We start from the raw sequence: 18,606 nt of genomic DNA on the forward strand, positions 1-18,606 counted from the left end.
TGATTGTCAGATAATTGTGTATTGAGAATTTAGGACAAGCCACAGCGTATTACTACAGTTCTTTACCAGTAGAAACACCTGCGAAACTAAAAAATTACTTCCGCAACGGTGCCCTTGTGCAGCTGCGAATGGATGTGCAACTGCCCGCCGTGCAGTTCAATGATGCGGCGCGCCAGCGGCAAACCTACGCCGTGGCCTACCACGCCGCGCGCGTTGTCGGCCCGGAAGAACGGCTGGAAAATGTTGGGCAACGCCTTATCCGAAATGCCAATGCCGTGGTCCTTCACCCGGATCGTGACGTGGTTGTTCAGGAAGCTAAAGTTCACTTGCACAGGCTCTTGGTTCGAGTATTTCAGCGCATTGTCGAGCAGGTTGGTAAAGGCGCGGCCCAGCAGCTGCCGGTTGCCCGCAATTTCCATTTGGTCGGGGTTAGGCGGCAAACTGTCCATGGTGATCTGAACGCGGCGGCGCTGGTCGGGCGCAATGGCTTCGCGGGCTTCCCACAGCAGTTCATCCAGCCGGATCTCATCGCCGGTAGCCGCGCCCGCATTGGCCTGGTTGAGTTCCAACAGATTGTTGATGAGAGACTTGAGCGATTGTAATTCACCCAGCACTGAGCTTAGGGCTTCTCGGTACGCAGGGGCGTCGCGGTCGCGTGCCAACAAGACTTGAATCTCACCGATGGTCGCCGTGAGTGGTGTGCGCAGCTCGTGCGACGCGTTACTGACGAACGTGCGCTGGCCTTCGAAACTTTCCTCTAGGCGCTGGAGCATGCGGTTGAAAGTGCGGGCGAGGCGAGCTATCTCGTCGCGCTCGTGGCTAAGGCCTTCATCCACACGCAGATGCAGATCCTGGGCCGTAATGCGGTCTACTTGGTCGTTGACGGCGGCAATGGGGGCCAGCGCGCGGCCCGCAAAAATGCGTCCGGCCACGTAAATCACGATGAGGCTCCCCACGAAAATTGCGGCCAGAATGGTGGCCAAGTGCTCCAAACGGGCCAAACCCGCTTTATTTTCGGCGGCGGCCACAATGATGTATTCTCCTTGGTTGTCGGCGTAGAAAATGCCCACGGCCTGCCGCGCTCCGATGTCGAAATATACTTCCTTTTCCGCCACAATGCGGGCTAAGATTCTGTCGGAGAGTCGGATGCGTTCGTCTTCTTCGATAAAGCGTGGCCGCCGCTGCGCATCGTAAATCTGCAGGACTTCGCCCGTAAGGGTGCGCAGGTAGCGGCGCTGAAACTCCCGGAAGGCTTCGGCCCGCAGCTCGTCCTGCTCCAGAAACACGTAGCCCGTTACCTCCGCCCGGTCGCGCAGGCGTTGGTGAAATTCGGTGTGGGTGTAGTGCGCCTGCAGAATATAAACCACCGCAATGGCGCCAAAAAGAATGACACCTACCAAGCCCACAAAAAGCCACGTCAAGCGGTTGCGTATGGTCATAAAGTGTTCGCAATGAGATCGTTAGAAGTGATATTTATTGCAATCATGTGATAATCAACGGTTTGTGGATGTTGCTCGTTTGTTCTTCTATTCTTCTTCCCGCATGACGTACCCCATGCCTACAACAGTGTGAATCAGCTTTTTAGGGAAACTCTTGTCCACCTTGTTGCGCAGATAATTAACGTACACGTCGATGACGTTGGAGCCGGAGTCGAAGGCATCTTCCCAAGAGTTCTCGGCGATTTCGGCCCGGCTCAGTACGCGGCCCTTATGGCGCATAAACAGTTCGAGCAGGCCAAACTCGCGCGCCGTGAGCTTGATGGGTTGGCCGCCGCGCGTGACGGTTTTGGCGGCTGTATCGAGGGTGAGGTCGGCTAAGGTGAGCACTGCTCCTTTGGTTTCGCCGCCCCGGCGTCGGGTGAGGGCCCGTACGCGAGCCAGAAGCTCTTGAAAATCAAAGGGTTTTACTAAGTAATCGTCCGCGCCGCCGTCGAAGCCCTGCAACTTGTCGGTGGTCGTACCCAGGGCCGTAAGCATCAGAACCGGGATTTGCTGGTCCTGGGCTCGGATGGCGCGCAGGACGTCGAAACCGCTTATGTTGGGCAGAATCACGTCCAGAATAACTAGGTCGTACGTTCGTGATAACGCCAGTTGCCGGCCAAAGTGCCCGTCGTACGCTACTTCCACCTCAAAATTTTCTTCTTCGAGCCCGCGCCGAATAAAGGCCGACACTTTGGGCTCGTCTTCGACCAAAAGGATTTTCATGGGAAGTGTCTGGTTTTTAGTAAACTAGTTCTTTCGTACTCGGGCCGGTGTGTGCGGGGCAAAGATGCCTAATTGTGCGAGTTTAGGCTAGCCTGGGTATTTTGCCGTATGAAGCTCAACCGGAGCCAAGCTGCTCCGCTTTTTCCGTGTCAGTAATGCCAAAAACGCCCGTTCGCCGGCAACATATTGCTCAGCAGCTATACGCCCAAGCACCAACAGTAGCGGTCACCGCCGCCGGACTTTACGAGCAATATGCCAGCGAAGCCGGAGTGTGGCCGCCGCGGCCACGCCAGGAGTACAATGTGGGGCAGTCCATTCAGCACCTGTGCCGCCCGCTGGCCGATTCGGTGCTGATGGATAGCCAGTCACTATTAGAAGGCCATCTGGAACACGAACGCCATTTGCCGCCGGGTCCGTCGGTGGAGCGCGACGCCGAGCTGCGCGCGCAGCTCGGGGCTCTGAAGCAAGTGCTCAGCCAGCGTCTGCCCATTAATGATTACATCCTGACGGCCAGCTATTTAAATTCGGCTATCACGCACCTGACGGTGCCCGTATCGGCGCGGGCAGTAAGTCCTAAGCCGCTGGTCAATCCGCATTGGGAGCTGGCAGCCAAGTACCTGAATCTGCTGCTGGCCGGTAACCGCACCGACGCGCTTACGCTCATCCGGCAGGAAGCCAAGCGGGGTACGGATGTGCGCGATCTATACGTGAATGTTTTCCAGGAAACCCAGCGCAAAGTGGGTAACCTGTGGCACGAAGGCGCAATTTCGGTGGCGCAGGAGCATTATTGCACGGCCGCCACCGAGTTGGCAATGGCGCTGGTGCATCCTTATCTGATGAACAACCGCCCAACCCAGCGCCGGTTGTTGGCTACTACGCTCTCCGGCGACCTGCATAGCATGCCGGTGCGCATTGTGAGCGACTTTTTGGAAGGGGATGGCTGGGACGCGTATTTCTTGGGCGCCAGTACGCCCATCAACAGCATTTGGCCGGCCATGATAGCGCAACGTGCTGACTTGTTGGTGGTTGGCGCTTCAATGGGGCATCACGTAGTGGGCATTCGAGAACTCATTCAGGAAAAAGAGAAGTACCCCGAATGCGCCCGCATGAAGGTAATGGTTGGGGGAGCGCCGTTTAACGAAGACCCGGAGCTGTGGAAGGCCGTAGGCGCCGATGCCTATGCTGCCGATGCCCGCCAAGCGGTGGAAGTTGCCCGGGAGCTCTTCGTCAAGGCTCACTCGTCTTCGAAGTCAAGGCCCAATAGCTGATTAAGCGCTTGCTGCAACTCGCTGGCTGCGTGCATCTGCCCGGCCCGCCGGCTTATTTGTAGCCCTTTCCGATAAACCTTTTCGGCCTCTTCCGGATTCTCTAGTTGCTCGTGTAGCTTCCCGGCGTGGTAGTAAGTGCCTACGTAATCCGGATGCTCGTCCAGCAGTTTCTGGTAAAATTCCATCGCTTTTTCTGGCTCCGTAGCGCGGTATTCCGTGGCCAATGCATAGATCGTAAAGGCATCGTTTGGATCGTCGGCGTAGAAGGCAAGGAGTTGTTGCAGACGGCTGGGTGCGGTTTCCATAGGGTGGGAGTTTTCTGTATCTTCGCCCCCAAATTAGGGGCTTTCCCGTATTATCTGTCCAATTAAGCAGCCTAGATGAAGTTTCTTGTTTGCATCAGCAACGTCCCCGACACGACTACCAAAATCACCTTTACGCCCGATAACAAGGAGTTTAACAAGGCTGGAGTTCAGTTTGTAATTAACCCTTGGGACGAATATGCCCTCACCCGCGCCATCGAGCTGAAAGAGCAGCAGGGTGGCGGAACGGTTACGGTGCTCAACGTGGGCGAAGCCGACACGGAGCCCAACATCCGCAAAGCCTTGGCCATTGGCGCCGATGACGCTATTCGGGTAAATGCTTTCCCGAAGGATGCATTTTTTGTGGCAGAACAGATTGCAAACGTTGCAAAAGACGGTGGCTATGACGTCATCCTGATGGGCAAAGAAAGCATCGACTACAACGGCTTTCAGGTGCACGGCATGGTAGGCGAGATGCTGGGCATCCCGACCGTAGCGCCGGCCATGAAGCTGGATATGAACGGCACCATTGCTACGCTGGAGCGCGAAATTGAAGGTGGCAAAGAGATCGTGGAAGTGCAAACGCCTTTCGTGGCCTCGTGCCAGCAGCCGATGTGCGAGCCCCGCATTCCTAACATGCGCGGCATCATGACCGCCCGGACCAAGCCCCTGAAGGTGGTAGAAGCCGTAGGCGAACCCGCCCGCACCGAAGTAGCCGAATACGCCCTGCCGCCCAAAAAGCAAGGCGTAAAGCTCATCCCCGCTGAAAACGCCGGCGAGCTGATCAAGCTCCTGCGCAACGAAGCGAAAGTGATCTAATGAAATGTTATGTGTTGGATGTTAAGTCTCTGATTATCAGTTGCTTATATAGATTCGATGCGTGGCAGCTACCCTTTTAAATTCCAAAGAATGTCCGTTCTAGTAGTAGTTGAATGTGATAACGGCGAAGTAAAAAAATCTTCGCTGGAAGTGGCTTCTTACGGAAGCCAAGTGGCCCAAATGCTTGGCACAACCGCTACGGCGGTGGCAGTAGGAGAGGCTACCGAAGCCAACCTCGCGCATTTAGGCGAGCAAGGCATCAGCAAAGTATTATACGATGTTGAGCCCCGTTTGAAAGATTTTGTAAACGGTGCCTACACCAAGCTCATCGCAGCTGCGGCAGAGAAGGAGCAGGCACAGGTAATAGTGCTCGCTAACTCCAACATTGGTGCTTCGGTTGGCTCGCGCCTGTCGGTGCGGCTGAAGGCTAGCTTGGCCACCAACGTGGTAGAGCTGCCCAAGACCGATAGTGGCAAATTCACGGTAAAGCGCGGTGCGTACTCCGGCAAGGCGTTCGCCGACGTAGTGCTGTCCGGCGATCGTAAGATCATTGCCGTTAAGAAGAACTCGATCGAGGCCCTGCACAATGCCGGCCAAACGGCGCCGGTGGAATCGTTTTCGGCCCAGCTCAGCGACGCTGACTTCGCCGATGCTCCTAAGCAAGTGGTAATGCAGGATCAGGCCGGTGGCATCCTGTTGCCCGAAGCCGATAAAGTAGTATCCGGCGGACGCGGCATGAAAGGCCCCGAAAACTGGAACCTGATCGAGGATTTGGCCAAAGCTTTGGGCGCGGCTACTGCCTGCTCGAAGCCCGTTTCCGACGTCGATTGGCGCCCTCACCACGAGCACGTAGGCCAGACCGGCATTACGGTGTCGCCGAATCTGTACATTGCGTGCGGCATCTCGGGCGCAATTCAGCACTTGGCAGGTGTCAACTCGTCGAAAGTAATTGTCGTAATCAACAAAGACCCGGAAGCTCCTTTCTTTAAGGCAGCGGATTACGGCATTGTGGGCGACGTGTTCGACGTACTTCCGAAACTAACCCAAGCTGTTAAGGAATTAGGGTAGAAAGTAAGGCTTGAGGAGGTAGAAACCGGGTTTCGCCGGAAACTGACCCTAACCTGCCAAGTCTTTTTTTCTTCCGACCTGTTACGAACATAAAGCTTTGCTTTATTTGCACGTAATAAGGTCGCAACCCAATCCTAGAGACCCGAAGTCCCCAAGACCCTTGAAAAAAATCCAGCTCGAAATTCTTGGCCTTTCTTCCAGCCAGTCGCAATCCGGTTCGTTTGCCCTGATTTTGGGCGAAAAAACCGGCAACCGGCGCTTGCCTATCATTATTGGCATGTTTGAGGCGCAAAGCATTGCCATCCAAATCGAAAAGATCAACCCAAACCGTCCGCTCACCCACGATTTGTTTAAGTCGTTTGCCGAGCACGTGCACGTAGCTATTCTGGAGGTACTGATTTCGGATTTGAAAGAAGGCGTCTTCTATTCTAAAATCGTGTGCTCCGACGGGGCTACTACTTTCGAGCTGGATGCCCGGCCTTCCGACGCGATTGCCATTGGCCTGCGGTTTGGGGTCCCGATTTATACAGTGGAAAGCGTGCTGAGCGAAGCTGGTATCATCTTGAGTGATCTCGACGAGAACACCGATGAAGATGCCGACGACGATGAGGACGAGGACGACGATACCGACGGTGGTAGCTCGCCCGCGCCAACACCCCGCGAGCCCAGCGGCCAGGTTTCTCTGGATGAGCTGACCAAAATGTTGGCCCAGGCCCTCGAAAAAGAAGATTACGAGAAAGCCGCCAAGATTCGGGATGAATTGAATAAGCGTAACGGTTAAGTTCTTGCTGATCAAATAGTTAACAAAAAAAGCCTCTTTCCGTGGAAAGTGGCTTTTTTTGTTGTGCCGCCGTTTTTGTCAAAGCGCGTACCTTGCCAGCCAAACTACCAAGCGGCTCCGTATGCAAACCACCACGCCCAACCTAAGCTATCCCATCGGCCACCCAACTCTCCCAGTGCAGCCTCTGCCGGCAGAAGAACGGGTGATCCTCATCAAGCAGATTGCCGATTTGCCGGCCCAACTAACGGCAGCGGCGCGAAATGTAGGCGGCGAGCGGTTGCTGCTGCCGTACCGGCCGGGCGGCTGGACTGGCCGGCAGGTAATCCATCACCTAGCCGATTCGCACATTAACAGCTACACGCGCTTCCGGTTAGCTCTTACGGAAGACAGGCCCACGATATGCCCCTACGACGAAGCCGCTTGGGCCACCTTACCCGATGTAGATGCTACGCCCATCACCGTGTCGCTCGCGCTGCTGGAGGGCTTGCACACGCGCTGGACTAACCTGCTGTGGCACTTGACCGAGGAGCAATGGCAACGCCGGTTTTTCCACCCCGGCAGCCAGCGCGATTTTACGCTCGATCAGGCGCTGGCGCTGTATGCCTGGCATGGGCAGCATCATCTGGCCCACCTCAACTTGCTGCTGAAGCAAGGGGAGTAGGCTTTACCCTCATACACAACAGCCTCGCTATCAGATTGATAGCGAGGCTGTTGTGTATGAGGGTAAAGCAACTAAGATTGCTGCTCGACAATAATAGATTCGAAGCCACCGTGCGTTTCTTCGTCCACGCGCTTGGCAGCGCGCACGAGGCTGTTGGAGAAGATAAACTCTTTCAGCTCAGGGACTTGGGCATTAAGGATTTCTTCCTTAGTGCCGTCCCAGAGCTTTTGGCCTTTGTGCAGGAAAATGATGTGCTCACCAATTTCCACCACCGAGTTCATGTCGTGGGTGATGATGACGGTAGTGATGTTGTACTCGTGGGTGATCTCGTGAATCAGCTCGTCAATCTTGATGCTGGTAAGTGGATCGAGACCGGAGTTGGGTTCGTCGCAAAACAAGTAGGTACAGTTGGGCGCAATGGCGCGGGCAATGCCCACGCGCTTCTTCATGCCGCCGCTGATTTCAGAGGGCATTTTGTTGCCTGCGTTTTCCAGCCCTACACGCTTCAGGCAGAACTCAACGCGATCGCGGCGCTCCTCCTTGGTCATTTCGGGCGTTAGCATCTTGAGCGGAAATTCGGTGTTCTCGTACACCGTCATCGAGTCGAAAAGTGCCGAGCCCTGGAAGAGCATCCCGATCTTGCGGCGAATCTCCTGCTTGATCTGTACTTTGTTGTTGGTGAAGACTTTACCATCGTAGGTGATGCTGCCGATGTCGGGCTGCATCAGGCCAACAATGCATTGTAACAGCACACTTTTGCCGGTGCCCGAGCCCCCCAGCAGCAGGTTACACTTGCCGGTCTCGAAGGTGCAAGTGATTCCTTTCAGAATCTGGTTGCCGTCGAACGATTTCTGAACGTTATGAACTTCGATCATTTCTTTGTAATAGCTGAATGCTCGTGTTGACAAGTCATATCTATCTTATTGTCAATAGGTTATCAACAGAGTCATTTGACGATATGTTTTACAGCAACACCGCCGCCAGCACGTAGTCGGCCAGCAGAATGGCAATGATGGAATTGGTAACGGCACCCGTACTCGCGGCACCCACTTCCAAGGCGCCGCCTTCGGTGTAATATCCTTTAAAAGAGGAGATTGCCGAAACCAGAAAGGCAAAAACTACGGATTTGATAAGCGCGAAAGCGATGTTGTAAGGCACAAAATCGGTGCGAATGCCTTCGATGTATTCTTGCGCCGACATGGCGCCGGAAAGTGTACCTGCCAAGTAACCACCCACAATGGACAGCACCATCGCCAGAATCACGAGCAGCGGAAACATGAGCATGGCGGCCACAATGCGCGGCAGCACCAGGTAAGAGGCTGAGTTAATGCCCATTACCTCCAGGGCCGAAACCTGCTCCGTGATGCGCATCGTGCCCAGACCACCGGCGATGCTAGAACCTACTTTGCCGGCCAGCACGATGCTGGTGATAGTGGGCGCGAGCTCCAGAATCGTCATTTCGCGCACCATGAATCCGATAGTAGATTTTGGAATAAGCGGGTTGGTAAGGTTGTAGGCGATCTGCACACACGTCACGGCTCCGATAAAGGCACTGACGATGGCAACAATAAAAATCGAATCGATGCCGATGAGGATGGCCTCATCAAGGGTACGGTTCCAGAGCGTGGCAAAGCGCTCTTTTCGGGTAAGCATACTCTGCATGAAGAGCAGAAATTCGCCGAAGGTTTTGACCATAAAAAGCGAAACAGAAGGGGAAAAGCGAAAACTTGCGTTGTAAAGTACGGACGAGCCTACTGCCGAGGCGGCAGTTGGGTTTCCTTACGTAAAAACGGCTTGAAGAAGTAAAGGAATGCAAAAATTTATCGTAGTAACAGGCGGCACCAAGGGAATCGGGCGGGCTATTGTGGAGCGTTTTCTGCGTGCCGGCTTTGCCGTTGCCACTTGCGCCCGTTCGCAGAGCGACTTAGCTGCGCTTGCAACCGCTGTGCAACAGGAGTTTCCGGGCGCCGTGCTGCATACTTTCGCCGCCGATTTGAGCCGCCAAGAAGAAACTCAGCGCTTTGCCGACTTTGTGCGCGGCGTGGGCCTGCCGGTGGAAGTGCTGGTCAACAATGCCGGTTTATTTATTCCGGCACGCTTGCAGGACGAGCCCGCCGACGGATCGGCCCTGCGTGCTATGATCGACGTGAACCTCTACAGCGCCTACGACCTGACGCTGGCTCTGCTCCCGGCCATGATTGCCCGCCGCCAAGGCCATATTTTCAATATGTGTTCCATCGCCAGCATCATGGCGTACCCCAATGGCGGTTCGTACAGCATTGCCAAATTTGCCCTCTACGGCATGACCAAATCGCTGCGGGAAGAACTGAAACCGCATAATCTTCGCGTAACGGCCGTGTTGCCCGGCGCGACCCTTACGGCCAGCTGGGAAGGCGTAGACTTACCCGCCGAGCGTTTCATCAAGTCCGAAGACGTGGCGGAAGCCGTGTTCAGCGCGTATTCCTTATCGCCGCAGGCAGTGATAGAAGAATTAATCATTCGTCCGCAACTTGGTGATATATAGATAATTAAACAGGGGCAGCATTGCACATGACCAATCATACGTTGCTTATTCACTGCCCCGATCGCAAGGGTCTGATTTATGCCATTACCCAAGTCGTATTTCAGAATGGGTTGAACATCATCAGCAACGGCGAATTCGTCGATAAGGAAAACAACCATTTCTTTATGCGGGCGGAGGTTTCGGGGGATATCGACCGCGAAAAGGTACTGCGCGAATTGCACAGCGCGCTGCCTGAGAAGGTGTTTGTAGAGCTATTGCCCCACCAGAAAAAAAGCATCGTAATTCTGGTTACCAAGGAGCACCATTGCCTGGGCGACTTACTGCTGCGCGAGCAGTACAACGACCTGAACGCCACCATCCGGGCGGTGATTGGCAATTACACCACGCTTCAGCCGCTTACCGAAAAATTCGGTATTCCGTTCCATTACATCTCGCACGAGCACAAGACGCGCGAGGAGCACGACGCTCAGATCAGGGAAACCATAAACCAATACAACCCTGATTATCTGGTGCTTGCGAAATACATGCGCGTGCTGAGCCCGGATTTTGTGAAGCGGTTTTCAGGACGCATTATCAACATTCATCATTCGTTCCTGCCGGCTTTTATTGGGGCCAATCCCTATCGCCAGGCCTACGAGCGTGGGGTCAAGATCATTGGGGCGACTGCGCACTTCGTCAACAGCGATCTAGACGAAGGCCCCATCATTGCGCAGAATGTGATTCAGGTCAATCATACCCAAAATGCGCAGGATATGGCGCAGTCGGGCCGCGATGTAGAGAAGATTGTGCTTGCGCAAGCGCTGAAGCTGGTCTTGGCGGATAAGGTTTTTGTAAGCAATAATAAGACGATTATCTTCAATTAATACATAAGTTATTGATATACAATGTGTTATGTATTAGTCGCTTTTGGTACTTGTCCCGGTCCCTGAGATCTTGATGTCGGTGCTGGCGGCGCTGGTGTAGTAGAGCGTGCCGGTGCCGGCGTGGGTGCCTATGAGTTGACTGGTGGCCGTAATATGGGCGTCGCCGCTGCTTTGCTTGTTGAGCTGAATGTAACAGCGCTGAATCGGGAGGTTGTGCGCGTTGAGCGTGCCGCTGCCCCCCACGATGATATGTGCCTCTTCAGCCTGGCCCCGCAAAGCGAAGTCGCCCAACTCGTACATATCGAACCAGAGGTAGCGGCTGGTCACGTCCAGATCGTAGTCGCCGGAACCAACCAAGTGGCAGAAAAGCGTATCAGCGCGTAAGTTGCTGGCCGTGCGTATGTTGCCTTGGCCGTACAGAAACAGGTCGGTGAGCTTAAGGGTATGCAGCGTGACTTCGCGCGGTGTATTGTAGCGCCGCACCCAATTGCAGCGGCTGGTATTGTGAATAATTAGCTGATTGCCTTTGACTTGCAATTCGATGTCTTCCTGTAGGTTTTTGCCCGCCCTTACTTCGGCGTAGGTTTCGGTATCGGGTACCAGAATCACGTCCACGTTGTCGTACGCCACGATTTGGCGAAAAGGGGCGAGGGCGCGGCGTTCGGTTACGATGCGGCCAGTGCTTTTGAAACAATCGCCGGCGTGGTCTTTTTGGCAAGCGGAAAATAGCCCAGCCCCCGCTACCAGCAGCATCGTCACACGTAAAAGCCGCGGGGCGCCGTTAACTTGCGGCCAAATAGCAAACTGAGACATCGACTTCGCAATGGACCTGACCGGTAAGGTAATTATTCTGACGGGCGTCAGCAAAGGAATTGGACGGGCTACGGCCGAGGCATTGTTGGCCCGCGGCGCCGTGGTTGCCGGCTGGGGCCGCACTGCTCCCGACGACTTGCAACACGAGCGTTTTCAGTTTTTCGAGTGCGACGTACGCAGTGAAGTTGCTGTTAAAGAAGCATATACGAATACTGCGCGTGAACTGGGTGAGGAAATACATGCCCTGATTAACAATGCCGGCCTAGGAATCGCAGGACCTGTCGATGGCTTCTCATCGGATGATTGGCACCTGATGTTCGACACGAACGTGCACGGCATGTTCTATTGTACCAAAGCTGTGCTGCCCCAAATGCGCAAGCAACAGATCGGGCATATCGTCAACCTGTCGTCTATCGCCGGCACCACGGGCATCGAGAAAATGGCCGGCTATTGCGCCACGAAGTTTGCGGTGCGTGGCTTTTCGCAATCGCTGTTTAAGGAGGTGCGCAACGATGGCATCAAGGTTACGTGCCTGTATCCGGGGTCGGTCCAAACCAACTTCTTCGATGATATTCCCGGCACCGACGCTAACGAACACATGATGCAGCCCGAAGACATTGCGGCCACCATCGTTTATGCGCTGGAAACGCCGTTCAACTTTCACATTGTGGACATTGAAATGCGACCTTTGCAGCCGAAGAAATAGGCAGGTCCCACGGAGTGTTTCTATAAGGATAGCAAATGGTTGAAGTTCAACATCTTACCAAAACGTTCGGTGCGCAGGCAGCCGTAAATGACATCTCGTTTACGGTGGGCAAAGGCGAAATTCTCGGCTTTCTGGGTCCGAACGGCGCCGGCAAGTCCACGACGATGAAAATTGCGACGGGCTACTTGCCGCCGAGCGTGGGCACCGTGCGCGTAGCAGGCCACGACGTGCTACAGGAGCCCCTGGAAGTGCGGCGCAGCGTCGGCTATCTACCCGAACACAATCCGCTCTATCTGGATATGTATGTGCATGAATATCTGGAGTTTATAGGTTCAGTGCACGGCCTGAAGGGCAACTACCGCCGGCAACGTGTCGCCGAGATGGTGGAGCGCGTAGGCTTGGGCCGCGAGCAAAACAAGCAAATCGGAGCCCTGTCGAAGGGCTACCGCCAGCGGGTTGGGCTCGCGCAAGCCCTGATTCACGATCCCGGCGTCCTGATCTTGGATGAGCCAACCACCGGCCTCGACCCCAACCAGATCGGGGAAATTCGGAACCTTATTCGGGAGTTAGGCCGCGACAAAACCGTTATTTTCTCCACTCACATTTTGCCCGAAGTTGCCGCTTTGTGCAGCCGGGTGGTGATCATCAACCGTGGCCAGCTAGTTGCCGACAGCCCCGTTAGCGCGCTTTCGGCGGGGGCGGCGGGCGAAACCATCATTCGGGCCGAGTTTGAGCAACCCATTGACCAGCAATTACTTTTGGCACTGCCCGGCATTCTGGGTGTGGACGTAGAAAGTAGCAATACCTACCGCATCCGAGCTGCCGCCGGCACCGACCAGCGCGGCGCCATTTCGCGCTTGGCGGCCCAGCAAGACTGGATATTGTTGGGCTTACGGCAGGAAGAAAAATCGCTGGAACAGGTGTTCCAATCCTTAACCCAATAGGGGCGGAGCGCCGGATCTTGGCGTAGCAATATCATTCTATAATACCAACTACGACTGGCGCCTGCGGGGCGCATCTACCTCGTCTCTTCTAACCCGAACCGCCTTGTTTGCCATACTTCGCAAAGAATTTAACGCCTTCCTCAGCTCGCCGGTGGCCTATGTGGTCATCGGGGTGTTTCTGGTGGCGACGGGCCTGTTTGTGTGGGTATTCCCCGACAGCAGCGTGCTCAACTATGGATACGCCGATTTGGGCACCCTTTTCAACACGGCCCCCTGGATCTTTCTGTTTTTGATTCCGGCCATTACCATGCGCACGTTTGCGGAGGAAAAAAAGGCCGGCACCATCGAGTTGCTACTCACCCGCCCACTCACCGATGGGCAGATTATCGGAGGTAAGTATCTGGCTTGTTTACTGTTAGCTTTGCTGGCCCTGATTCCGACGCTGCTGTATTATTACTCAGTGTACCAGCTCGGCAACCCCGTTGGCAACATCGACTCGGCTGCTACGGTCGGCTCTTATGTAGGCTTGGTGCTGCTGGCGGCGGTATTTGCGGCCATTGGCATTTTCGCTTCGGCCATCACCCGCGACCAGATTATTGCCTTTCTGGTGGCCGTGGTGGGCTGCTTCCTAGTGTATTCCGGCTTCGATTCGTTGGCTTCGGTGTTTGAGGGCGGGCCCGCTTACTACATCAGCCAACTGGGCATTGCGGCCCACTACCGCGACATCAGCAAAGGCCTGATCGACTCGCGCGACCTCACGTATTTCTTCAGCCTCATCGCCGGCTTGCTGCTGGCCACGCGGCTTGTTTTGCAAAGCCGCAATTGGTAATGACGCCCGCCAACGACCTCACGCCATCCGGCGCCGCTGCGGCGCCCGTAGTAGCCTCCCGCAAACGCCGCGACCTGCTGCGTTTTGCCGCCCTCGTAGGCGCTCTGTTGCTGTTCAATTTTGTGGGCCAGCAGTTTTTCTTCCGCCTCGACCTGACGCAGGAAAAGCGCTACACCATGTCGCCGGCTACCAAGCAGCTGCTGCGCGATCTCAAATCGCCGGTGACCGTAACGGTGTACCTGGAGGGCGATTTTCCGCCCGCTTTCCGGCGTTTGCAACAATCTGTTAGAGAGACACTTAACGAATTTCAGGTGTACGGCGGTGCAAACCTGCATTATGTGTTCGTTGATCCTAGCGCAGCCAGCACCGAAAAGGCCCGCAACGACTATTACGCTACGCTGCTGAAAAAAGGCCTGCGCCCCACCAACCTAGCCGCTACCGAAAATGGCAAGCGCGTCGAGAAAATTATCTTTCCGTGGGCTACGATAGCCATGGGGGGGAAAGAAAAGCAGGTGCTGCTGCTGCGAGGCAACCAGGCTGCCCCATCCGACGTGCGCCTCAACCAAAGCATTGAAGGCCTGGAATACGAGCTGGCGAGCACCATTCGCAAGTTGGCTCCCGGTCGCCGCAAGCGCATTGGCGTTGTCGAAGGCCACGGCGAGCTGAACAACGCGCAAGCCGGCGACTTACTGGGCTCACTGCAAGAGTATTACGACGTGTACCGTGTGCATCTCGACAAAGTGCCCGACTTGCGTGCCCTCGACGCCGTGATCGTGGCCAAGCCAGAGAAGCCTTATTCGGAGGACGAAAAATTTAAGCTGGACCAGTTTGTGACCCAGGGCGGCAACGCGTTGTTTTTCGTGGATGCCATGCGCGTCAACCTGGATAGTGCGGCGCGCGGCGGCATGCTGTCGTTTCCGTATCAGCTTAATTTAGAGGATCTTCTGTTTAAGTACGGCGTGCGCGTCAACCCCAACTTGGTGCTCGACCTCAACTCCGGCGTTATTCCGCTGGTGACGGGCATGGTGGGCGACAAGCCCAATGTGGAGCCCATGCCGTGGCAATTTTATCCGCTCATCAACAAGTTCAGCGCCCACCCGATCACACGCAACCTCGATGCGGTGTACACCAAGTTTGTGTCTAGCATCGACACGGTGAAGGCGGTCGGTATTCGCAAGACGCCGTTGTTGTTTACTTCGCGCTATTCCCGCGTGCTGCCGTCGCCCGTCCCGATTAACCTCAACGACGCCCGCCTCGAACCCGATGCCAAGCTCTACAAGCAAAGCTTCGTGCCGGTGGGCTATCTCTTGGAAGGCCAGTTTAAGTCGCTGTACGCCAACCGCGCTAAGCCGGGGACGATGCAGTTTCAGCCCGCAACATCGCCCCAGGCACACCCAGGCAAAGTGCTGCTCATTGCCGACGGCGACTTTGTGCGCAGCGAAATCGACCCCAAAACCGGCAACCCGTACCGTCTCGGCTTCGACCGCTTAGCCAATACCGAATTTGCCAACCGCGAGCTGGTGCTCAACGCCGTAGACTACATGCTCGACGAAACCGGCCTGATTGCCGTGCGCGGCAAACAGATCACGCTGCGCCCCCTGGATAAAATCAAAATTACCGAGCAGCGCACCCGCTGGCAAACACTGAATCTGGTGGCGCCGCTGGTGTTGCTGGGGATATTTGGTGTGGTGAGGGCGTGGCGTCGGAAGCGGCGCTATGCTAATTTTAAATAAACATATTATTAGGTTGGAGACAACATCATTGACTACAAAAGATGATAAAATCAAAAACAGGTGGTTGGCTAATTCTGCTTCCTACCTTAATAGTCTCCTCCTGCGTTCCACAAGCTTTTGTGAAATCTGATTATAAGTCTCACCTAACAAAAGAAGAAAAGACAAGACTAGAGGCAGGAGAAGTTGTAGATAAAATACACATATCCTACTGGCGATTTAAGCCAAGCCAAATATACTGGACTGGCGCTCTGAGGGTAGAGAAGGACAGTTCAGGTAATTTTAAATATACTGAGCGAGGTATATGGAATTGTTACTACAAAAGTGGGATGCTTACTTGTACCACTGTTTTTGCTGATGATGGCAAGTCTTCTTATATGAGATATTATTACAAGAATGGAGATATCTATTTGATTTCTTACGATTCTATTAAAGTCATTAATGGGAATAAATTTTTCCAGTCAACTGGTGTAGAATTTAGGAACGGCAGTGACCATGATACACTTACTATTCGAAAATATGGATATTTTGAAAAGGACTGGAAAACTATACTTGACGAAAGAGTTGCCTTCGATGATAGTGGTAAGCGTAAATCAGTAACTAAGGTTAAGTAGTGGTAAAAGCACTGGCTTTGTGATACAGGTTTTGACACCGAAACTTGCGTCAGGAGATGATATGCACTGCTAGAAAACCCGCGCCGCGTTTCCTATCTTTGTCTCCTTACTTCCAACCCCTGCGAAACACCCTCTTTTATGAAGTTCATCGTCTCGTCTTCCGCCTTGCTCAAGCAACTCCAGAGCATCAACGGCGTGGTTACGAACAACCCCGTGGTGCCGATTCTGGAGAACTTTCTCTTCGAGATTGAAGAGGGCAAGCTGACGATTACGGCCTCCGACCTGGAGACGTCGATGATCACGGAGTTGCCCGTAGAAGCGCGTGAAACGGGCCGCATCGCTGCTCCCGCCCGCATTCTGCTCGACACGCTCAAGAACCTGCCCGACCAGCCCGTTACTTTTACGCTGGACGAGGAAACCTACACCATCGAAATCGCTTCGGCCAACGGGCGCTATAAGCTGGCCGGCGAAAACGCCACCGACTTCCCGCGCGTGCCGGTCGTGAAAGGTTCGACGCCGATCGAGATTCCGTCTTCGTCGCTGTCGCGGGCCATCAACAAAACGATCTTTGCCGTTAGCACCGACGAGCTGCGTCCCGCCATGACGGGTATCTTGGTGCAATTGGCTGACAACCAAGTTACTTTCGTGGCTACTGATGGCCACCGCCTGTTGCGCTACCGTCGTTCTGATGTAGGTGCCGGGCAAACGGCTAACCTCATCATTCCGCGCAAAGCCTTCAACCTGCTCAAGAGCGCGTTGCCCTCCGAGGCCACTACCGTGCGCGTCGAGTTCAACAACTCCAATGCGTTTTTCAGCTTCAACCAGATGCGCCTCGTGTGCCGCCTGATCGACGAGCGCTATCCGGACTACGAAAACGTAATTCCGGTTCAAAACCCTAATAAGCTGATTATCAGCCGTTTAGACTTTTTGAATTCCGTGAAGCGGATATCGATCTATTCGAACAAAACTACGCACCAAGTGCGGCTGCGTTTGGTAGGCTCGGAGCTGACGGTTTCGGCTGAAGATCTAGACTTCTCTAACGAGGCCAACGAAAAGCTGCCTTGCCAGTACGACGGCGAAGACATGGAAATCGGCTTCAACGCCCGCTTCCTGTCGGAAATGCTGTCAAACATTGATTCTGAGGAAATTACCTTGGAATTGAGCACGCCGAACCGCGCTGGCCTGCTCATGCCAACCACCGCCGACGACAACGAAAGCATCCTGATGCTCGTGATGCCGGTGATGCTCAACAACTACGTTTAATCCACTCAGTTAATGTCATCCTGACGCAGGAAGGACCTTATCACAGCAGAACGAGTCGTGTATAATCGATTAACATTCTGCTAGATGAGGTCCTTCCTGCGTCAGGATGACAGCCGACTTAAGAACACATTCATGAAAAAATCCGAAATCCGCTTCAGCATAGCCCTCGACGACCAGAAAGTGCCCGAAGCCATCAGCTGGCAGGCCACTGACGCGGGCCCTGATATTCACTTTGCCAAAGCCATCAACATTGCCCTCTGGGACCGCGACCAAAGCGGCACCATGAAAATCGACCTCTGGACCAAGGACATGCCCGTGGAGGAGATGAAGTATTTCTGCGTCGATACCATTGGCTCGATGGCCGAAAGTCTTCTCACAGCTACGAATGATACCGTAATGGCTCAGAAAATGCGTGACCTGTGCAAAGAGCTAATGGAGCACATCGAAGAAGAACAGAAAAAAGGCTAGCGCTCTAACTGGTTAACTTCTGCCTACACAGAAAAGGCCCCTGCATCTGATGCAGGGGCCTTTTCTGTGTAGGCAGAAGTTAAGTTTGGGTTAGCGACCGCGGTTGGCAGGTGCCGCTGGTGCCGATGTACGTGAAGGAGCCAGTACTGCGCCTTTGCTGTTGGCTGGCAGAGGGTTCTGTACGGAATTGACCATCAGGATATTAGACGAGCGAGCGGCAAAGTCCTTGTCGAACTTATAGTACGCCGTGCGCGAATCGTAGTAATTGCTGTATTGGTCGTTGCTCAGGACGGCACGCAACTCCTGGTCGCGCTCTTTGCACACACCTAAGCATTGCTCGTCCACCAATTTGGGATTGTCGGCGTGCTTTTGCTCAATGGCAGCCATTTTCGCCACCTTGTCTTGGTTGATGGCTTCGAGGCGAGAAGCCTGATAGCCGTTCAGACGCAGATCGCGCGCCATTTGCGTAGAAAGGCGCTTGGCCCGCGCCTGCACCTCGGGATTAAGGCGCGGCGAAGACTGCGTTTTGTCCCGGGGAGCTGCTGACATAGCTTGCTGTTGGGCTTGCGCGCCAAGCGCGGTAACCAGCAATAAAGCGGCGGTGGCAAGTTTCTTTCTCATCGGTATCATAGCGTTTAGTTTCCTGTTAATCAGTCACGGCCAACACGCTGCACAACACTAAGGAACGCGGCGCTTGTACCTAAACTAACGAAAAACTGTGCCAGTGAGTTTAAAAACCTTGAATGATT

At 54.5% G+C, this 18,606-nt stretch carries 21 protein-coding genes; 14 read left to right on the forward strand and 7 right to left on the reverse strand.

Features of this window, described 5'->3' with window-relative positions:
• Nucleotides 1-86: 86 nt before the first annotated feature.
• On the reverse strand, nt 87-1,439 hold the full coding sequence (locus H9I52_RS05550; protein WP_187453013.1) for a sensor histidine kinase: 1,353 nt from the start codon (nt 1,437-1,439) through the stop codon (nt 87-89).
• 87 nt (nt 1,440-1,526) lie between these two features.
• A complete protein-coding gene (locus H9I52_RS05555; protein WP_187453014.1) occupies nt 1,527-2,204 on the reverse strand; it encodes a response regulator transcription factor in 678 nt (225 codons plus the stop codon).
• Between the two features lie 155 nt (nt 2,205-2,359).
• On the opposite strand from H9I52_RS05555, the gene H9I52_RS05560 reads away from it, so the two are divergent.
• Nucleotides 2,360-3,472: a B12-binding domain-containing protein gene (locus tag H9I52_RS05560; RefSeq protein WP_187453015.1), complete on the forward strand. Its 1,113-nt coding sequence runs from the start codon at nt 2,360-2,362 to the stop codon at nt 3,470-3,472.
• Here H9I52_RS05560 and H9I52_RS05565 read toward each other — a convergent pair.
• Nucleotides 3,439-3,777 (reverse strand): tetratricopeptide repeat protein, encoded by a 339-nt coding sequence (locus tag H9I52_RS05565; RefSeq protein WP_139513534.1) that lies wholly within the window; start codon nt 3,775-3,777, stop codon nt 3,439-3,441. The genes H9I52_RS05560 and H9I52_RS05565 overlap by 34 nt on opposite strands.
• Before the next feature lie 75 nt (nt 3,778-3,852).
• Here H9I52_RS05565 and H9I52_RS05570 point away from each other — a divergent pair, with 75 nt between their 5' ends.
• The 4 genes from H9I52_RS05570 to H9I52_RS05585 all read left to right on the forward strand — a co-directional run bounded on the left by H9I52_RS05570 (nt 3,853) and on the right by H9I52_RS05585 (nt 7,103).
• Entirely contained in the window at nt 3,853-4,593 is a 741-nt protein-coding gene (locus H9I52_RS05570) for an electron transfer flavoprotein subunit beta/FixA family protein (protein ID WP_187453016.1), read from the forward strand.
• Between the two features lie 90 nt (nt 4,594-4,683).
• Nucleotides 4,684-5,661, forward strand: a complete 978-nt coding sequence (locus H9I52_RS05575; RefSeq protein WP_187453017.1) for an electron transfer flavoprotein subunit alpha/FixB family protein — start codon at nt 4,684-4,686, stop codon at nt 5,659-5,661.
• A gap of 160 nt (nt 5,662-5,821) precedes the next feature.
• The gene (locus H9I52_RS05580) at nt 5,822-6,442 is read left to right on the forward strand and encodes a bifunctional nuclease family protein (protein ID WP_139513531.1); all 621 of its coding nucleotides are present in this window, start codon (nt 5,822-5,824) and stop codon (nt 6,440-6,442) included.
• A 121-nt stretch (nt 6,443-6,563) separates the two neighbouring features.
• Nucleotides 6,564-7,103 (forward strand): YfiT family bacillithiol transferase, encoded by a 540-nt coding sequence (locus tag H9I52_RS05585; RefSeq protein WP_187453018.1) that lies wholly within the window; start codon nt 6,564-6,566, stop codon nt 7,101-7,103.
• A gap of 71 nt (nt 7,104-7,174) precedes the next feature.
• Here the strand turns inward: H9I52_RS05585 and H9I52_RS05590 are convergent, their stop codons facing one another.
• Entirely contained in the window at nt 7,175-7,978 is an 804-nt protein-coding gene (locus tag H9I52_RS05590; RefSeq protein WP_139513529.1) for an ABC transporter ATP-binding protein, read from the reverse strand.
• A gap of 88 nt (nt 7,979-8,066) precedes the next feature.
• On the reverse strand, nt 8,067-8,798 hold the full coding sequence (locus H9I52_RS05595; RefSeq protein WP_139513528.1) for an MlaE family ABC transporter permease: 732 nt from the start codon (nt 8,796-8,798) through the stop codon (nt 8,067-8,069).
• 115 nt (nt 8,799-8,913) lie between these two features.
• Between H9I52_RS05595 and H9I52_RS05600 the strand changes: the two genes are divergently transcribed.
• Together H9I52_RS05600 and purU are read left to right on the forward strand one after the other, a co-directional pair.
• Complete coding sequence (locus H9I52_RS05600) at nt 8,914-9,627, forward strand: SDR family oxidoreductase (RefSeq protein ID WP_187453019.1); 714 nt, start codon at nt 8,914-8,916, stop codon at nt 9,625-9,627.
• Nucleotides 9,628-9,653: 26 nt separating this feature from the next.
• Nucleotides 9,654-10,490 (forward strand): formyltetrahydrofolate deformylase, encoded by an 837-nt coding sequence (gene purU, locus H9I52_RS05605; RefSeq protein ID WP_187453020.1) that lies wholly within the window; start codon nt 9,654-9,656, stop codon nt 10,488-10,490.
• A gap of 33 nt (nt 10,491-10,523) precedes the next feature.
• Here purU and H9I52_RS05610 read toward each other — a convergent pair whose 3' ends face one another.
• Nucleotides 10,524-11,243, reverse strand: a complete 720-nt coding sequence (locus H9I52_RS05610; RefSeq protein WP_222940406.1) for a GIN domain-containing protein — start codon at nt 11,241-11,243, stop codon at nt 10,524-10,526.
• A gap of 70 nt (nt 11,244-11,313) precedes the next feature.
• Here H9I52_RS05610 and H9I52_RS05615 point away from each other — a divergent pair, with 70 nt between their 5' ends.
• The 7 genes from H9I52_RS05615 to gldC all read left to right on the forward strand — a co-directional run bounded on the left by H9I52_RS05615 (nt 11,314) and on the right by gldC (nt 17,857).
• Nucleotides 11,314-12,009: an SDR family oxidoreductase gene (locus H9I52_RS05615; protein ID WP_139513524.1), complete on the forward strand. Its 696-nt coding sequence runs from the start codon at nt 11,314-11,316 to the stop codon at nt 12,007-12,009.
• Nucleotides 12,010-12,044: 35 nt separating this feature from the next.
• Entirely contained in the window at nt 12,045-12,953 is a 909-nt protein-coding gene (gene gldA, locus H9I52_RS05620) for a gliding motility-associated ABC transporter ATP-binding subunit GldA (protein WP_187453022.1), read from the forward strand.
• Between the two features lie 103 nt (nt 12,954-13,056).
• Nucleotides 13,057-13,782, forward strand: a complete 726-nt coding sequence (gldF, locus tag H9I52_RS05625) for a gliding motility-associated ABC transporter permease subunit GldF (protein ID WP_139513522.1) — start codon at nt 13,057-13,059, stop codon at nt 13,780-13,782.
• Nucleotides 13,782-15,515 (forward strand): gliding motility-associated ABC transporter substrate-binding protein GldG, encoded by a 1,734-nt coding sequence (gldG, locus tag H9I52_RS05630; protein WP_187453023.1) that lies wholly within the window; start codon nt 13,782-13,784, stop codon nt 15,513-15,515. Before gldF ends, gldG begins: the two co-directional genes overlap by 1 nt.
• 41 nt (nt 15,516-15,556) lie before the next feature.
• The gene (locus H9I52_RS05635) at nt 15,557-16,126 is read left to right on the forward strand and encodes a hypothetical protein (RefSeq protein WP_187453024.1); all 570 of its coding nucleotides are present in this window, start codon (nt 15,557-15,559) and stop codon (nt 16,124-16,126) included.
• A gap of 138 nt (nt 16,127-16,264) precedes the next feature.
• Nucleotides 16,265-17,389 (forward strand): DNA polymerase III subunit beta, encoded by a 1,125-nt coding sequence (gene dnaN, locus H9I52_RS05640; protein ID WP_139513520.1) that lies wholly within the window; start codon nt 16,265-16,267, stop codon nt 17,387-17,389.
• A gap of 132 nt (nt 17,390-17,521) precedes the next feature.
• Nucleotides 17,522-17,857 carry a gliding motility protein GldC gene (gene gldC, locus H9I52_RS05645; RefSeq protein WP_139513519.1) on the forward strand — a complete coding sequence of 112 codons (336 nt, stop codon included), beginning with the start codon at nt 17,522-17,524 and terminating at the stop codon, nt 17,855-17,857.
• Nucleotides 17,858-17,947: 90 nt separating this feature from the next.
• On the opposite strand, the gene H9I52_RS05650 is transcribed toward gldC, so the two are convergent.
• The gene (locus H9I52_RS05650) at nt 17,948-18,478 is read right to left on the reverse strand and encodes a hypothetical protein (protein ID WP_187453025.1); all 531 of its coding nucleotides are present in this window, start codon (nt 18,476-18,478) and stop codon (nt 17,948-17,950) included.
• Between the last annotated feature and the right edge of the window lie 128 nt (nt 18,479-18,606).

The organism is Hymenobacter sp. BT491 (assembly GCF_014349165.1).
Lineage (GTDB): Bacteria > Bacteroidota > Bacteroidia > Cytophagales > Hymenobacteraceae > Hymenobacter > Hymenobacter jejuensis.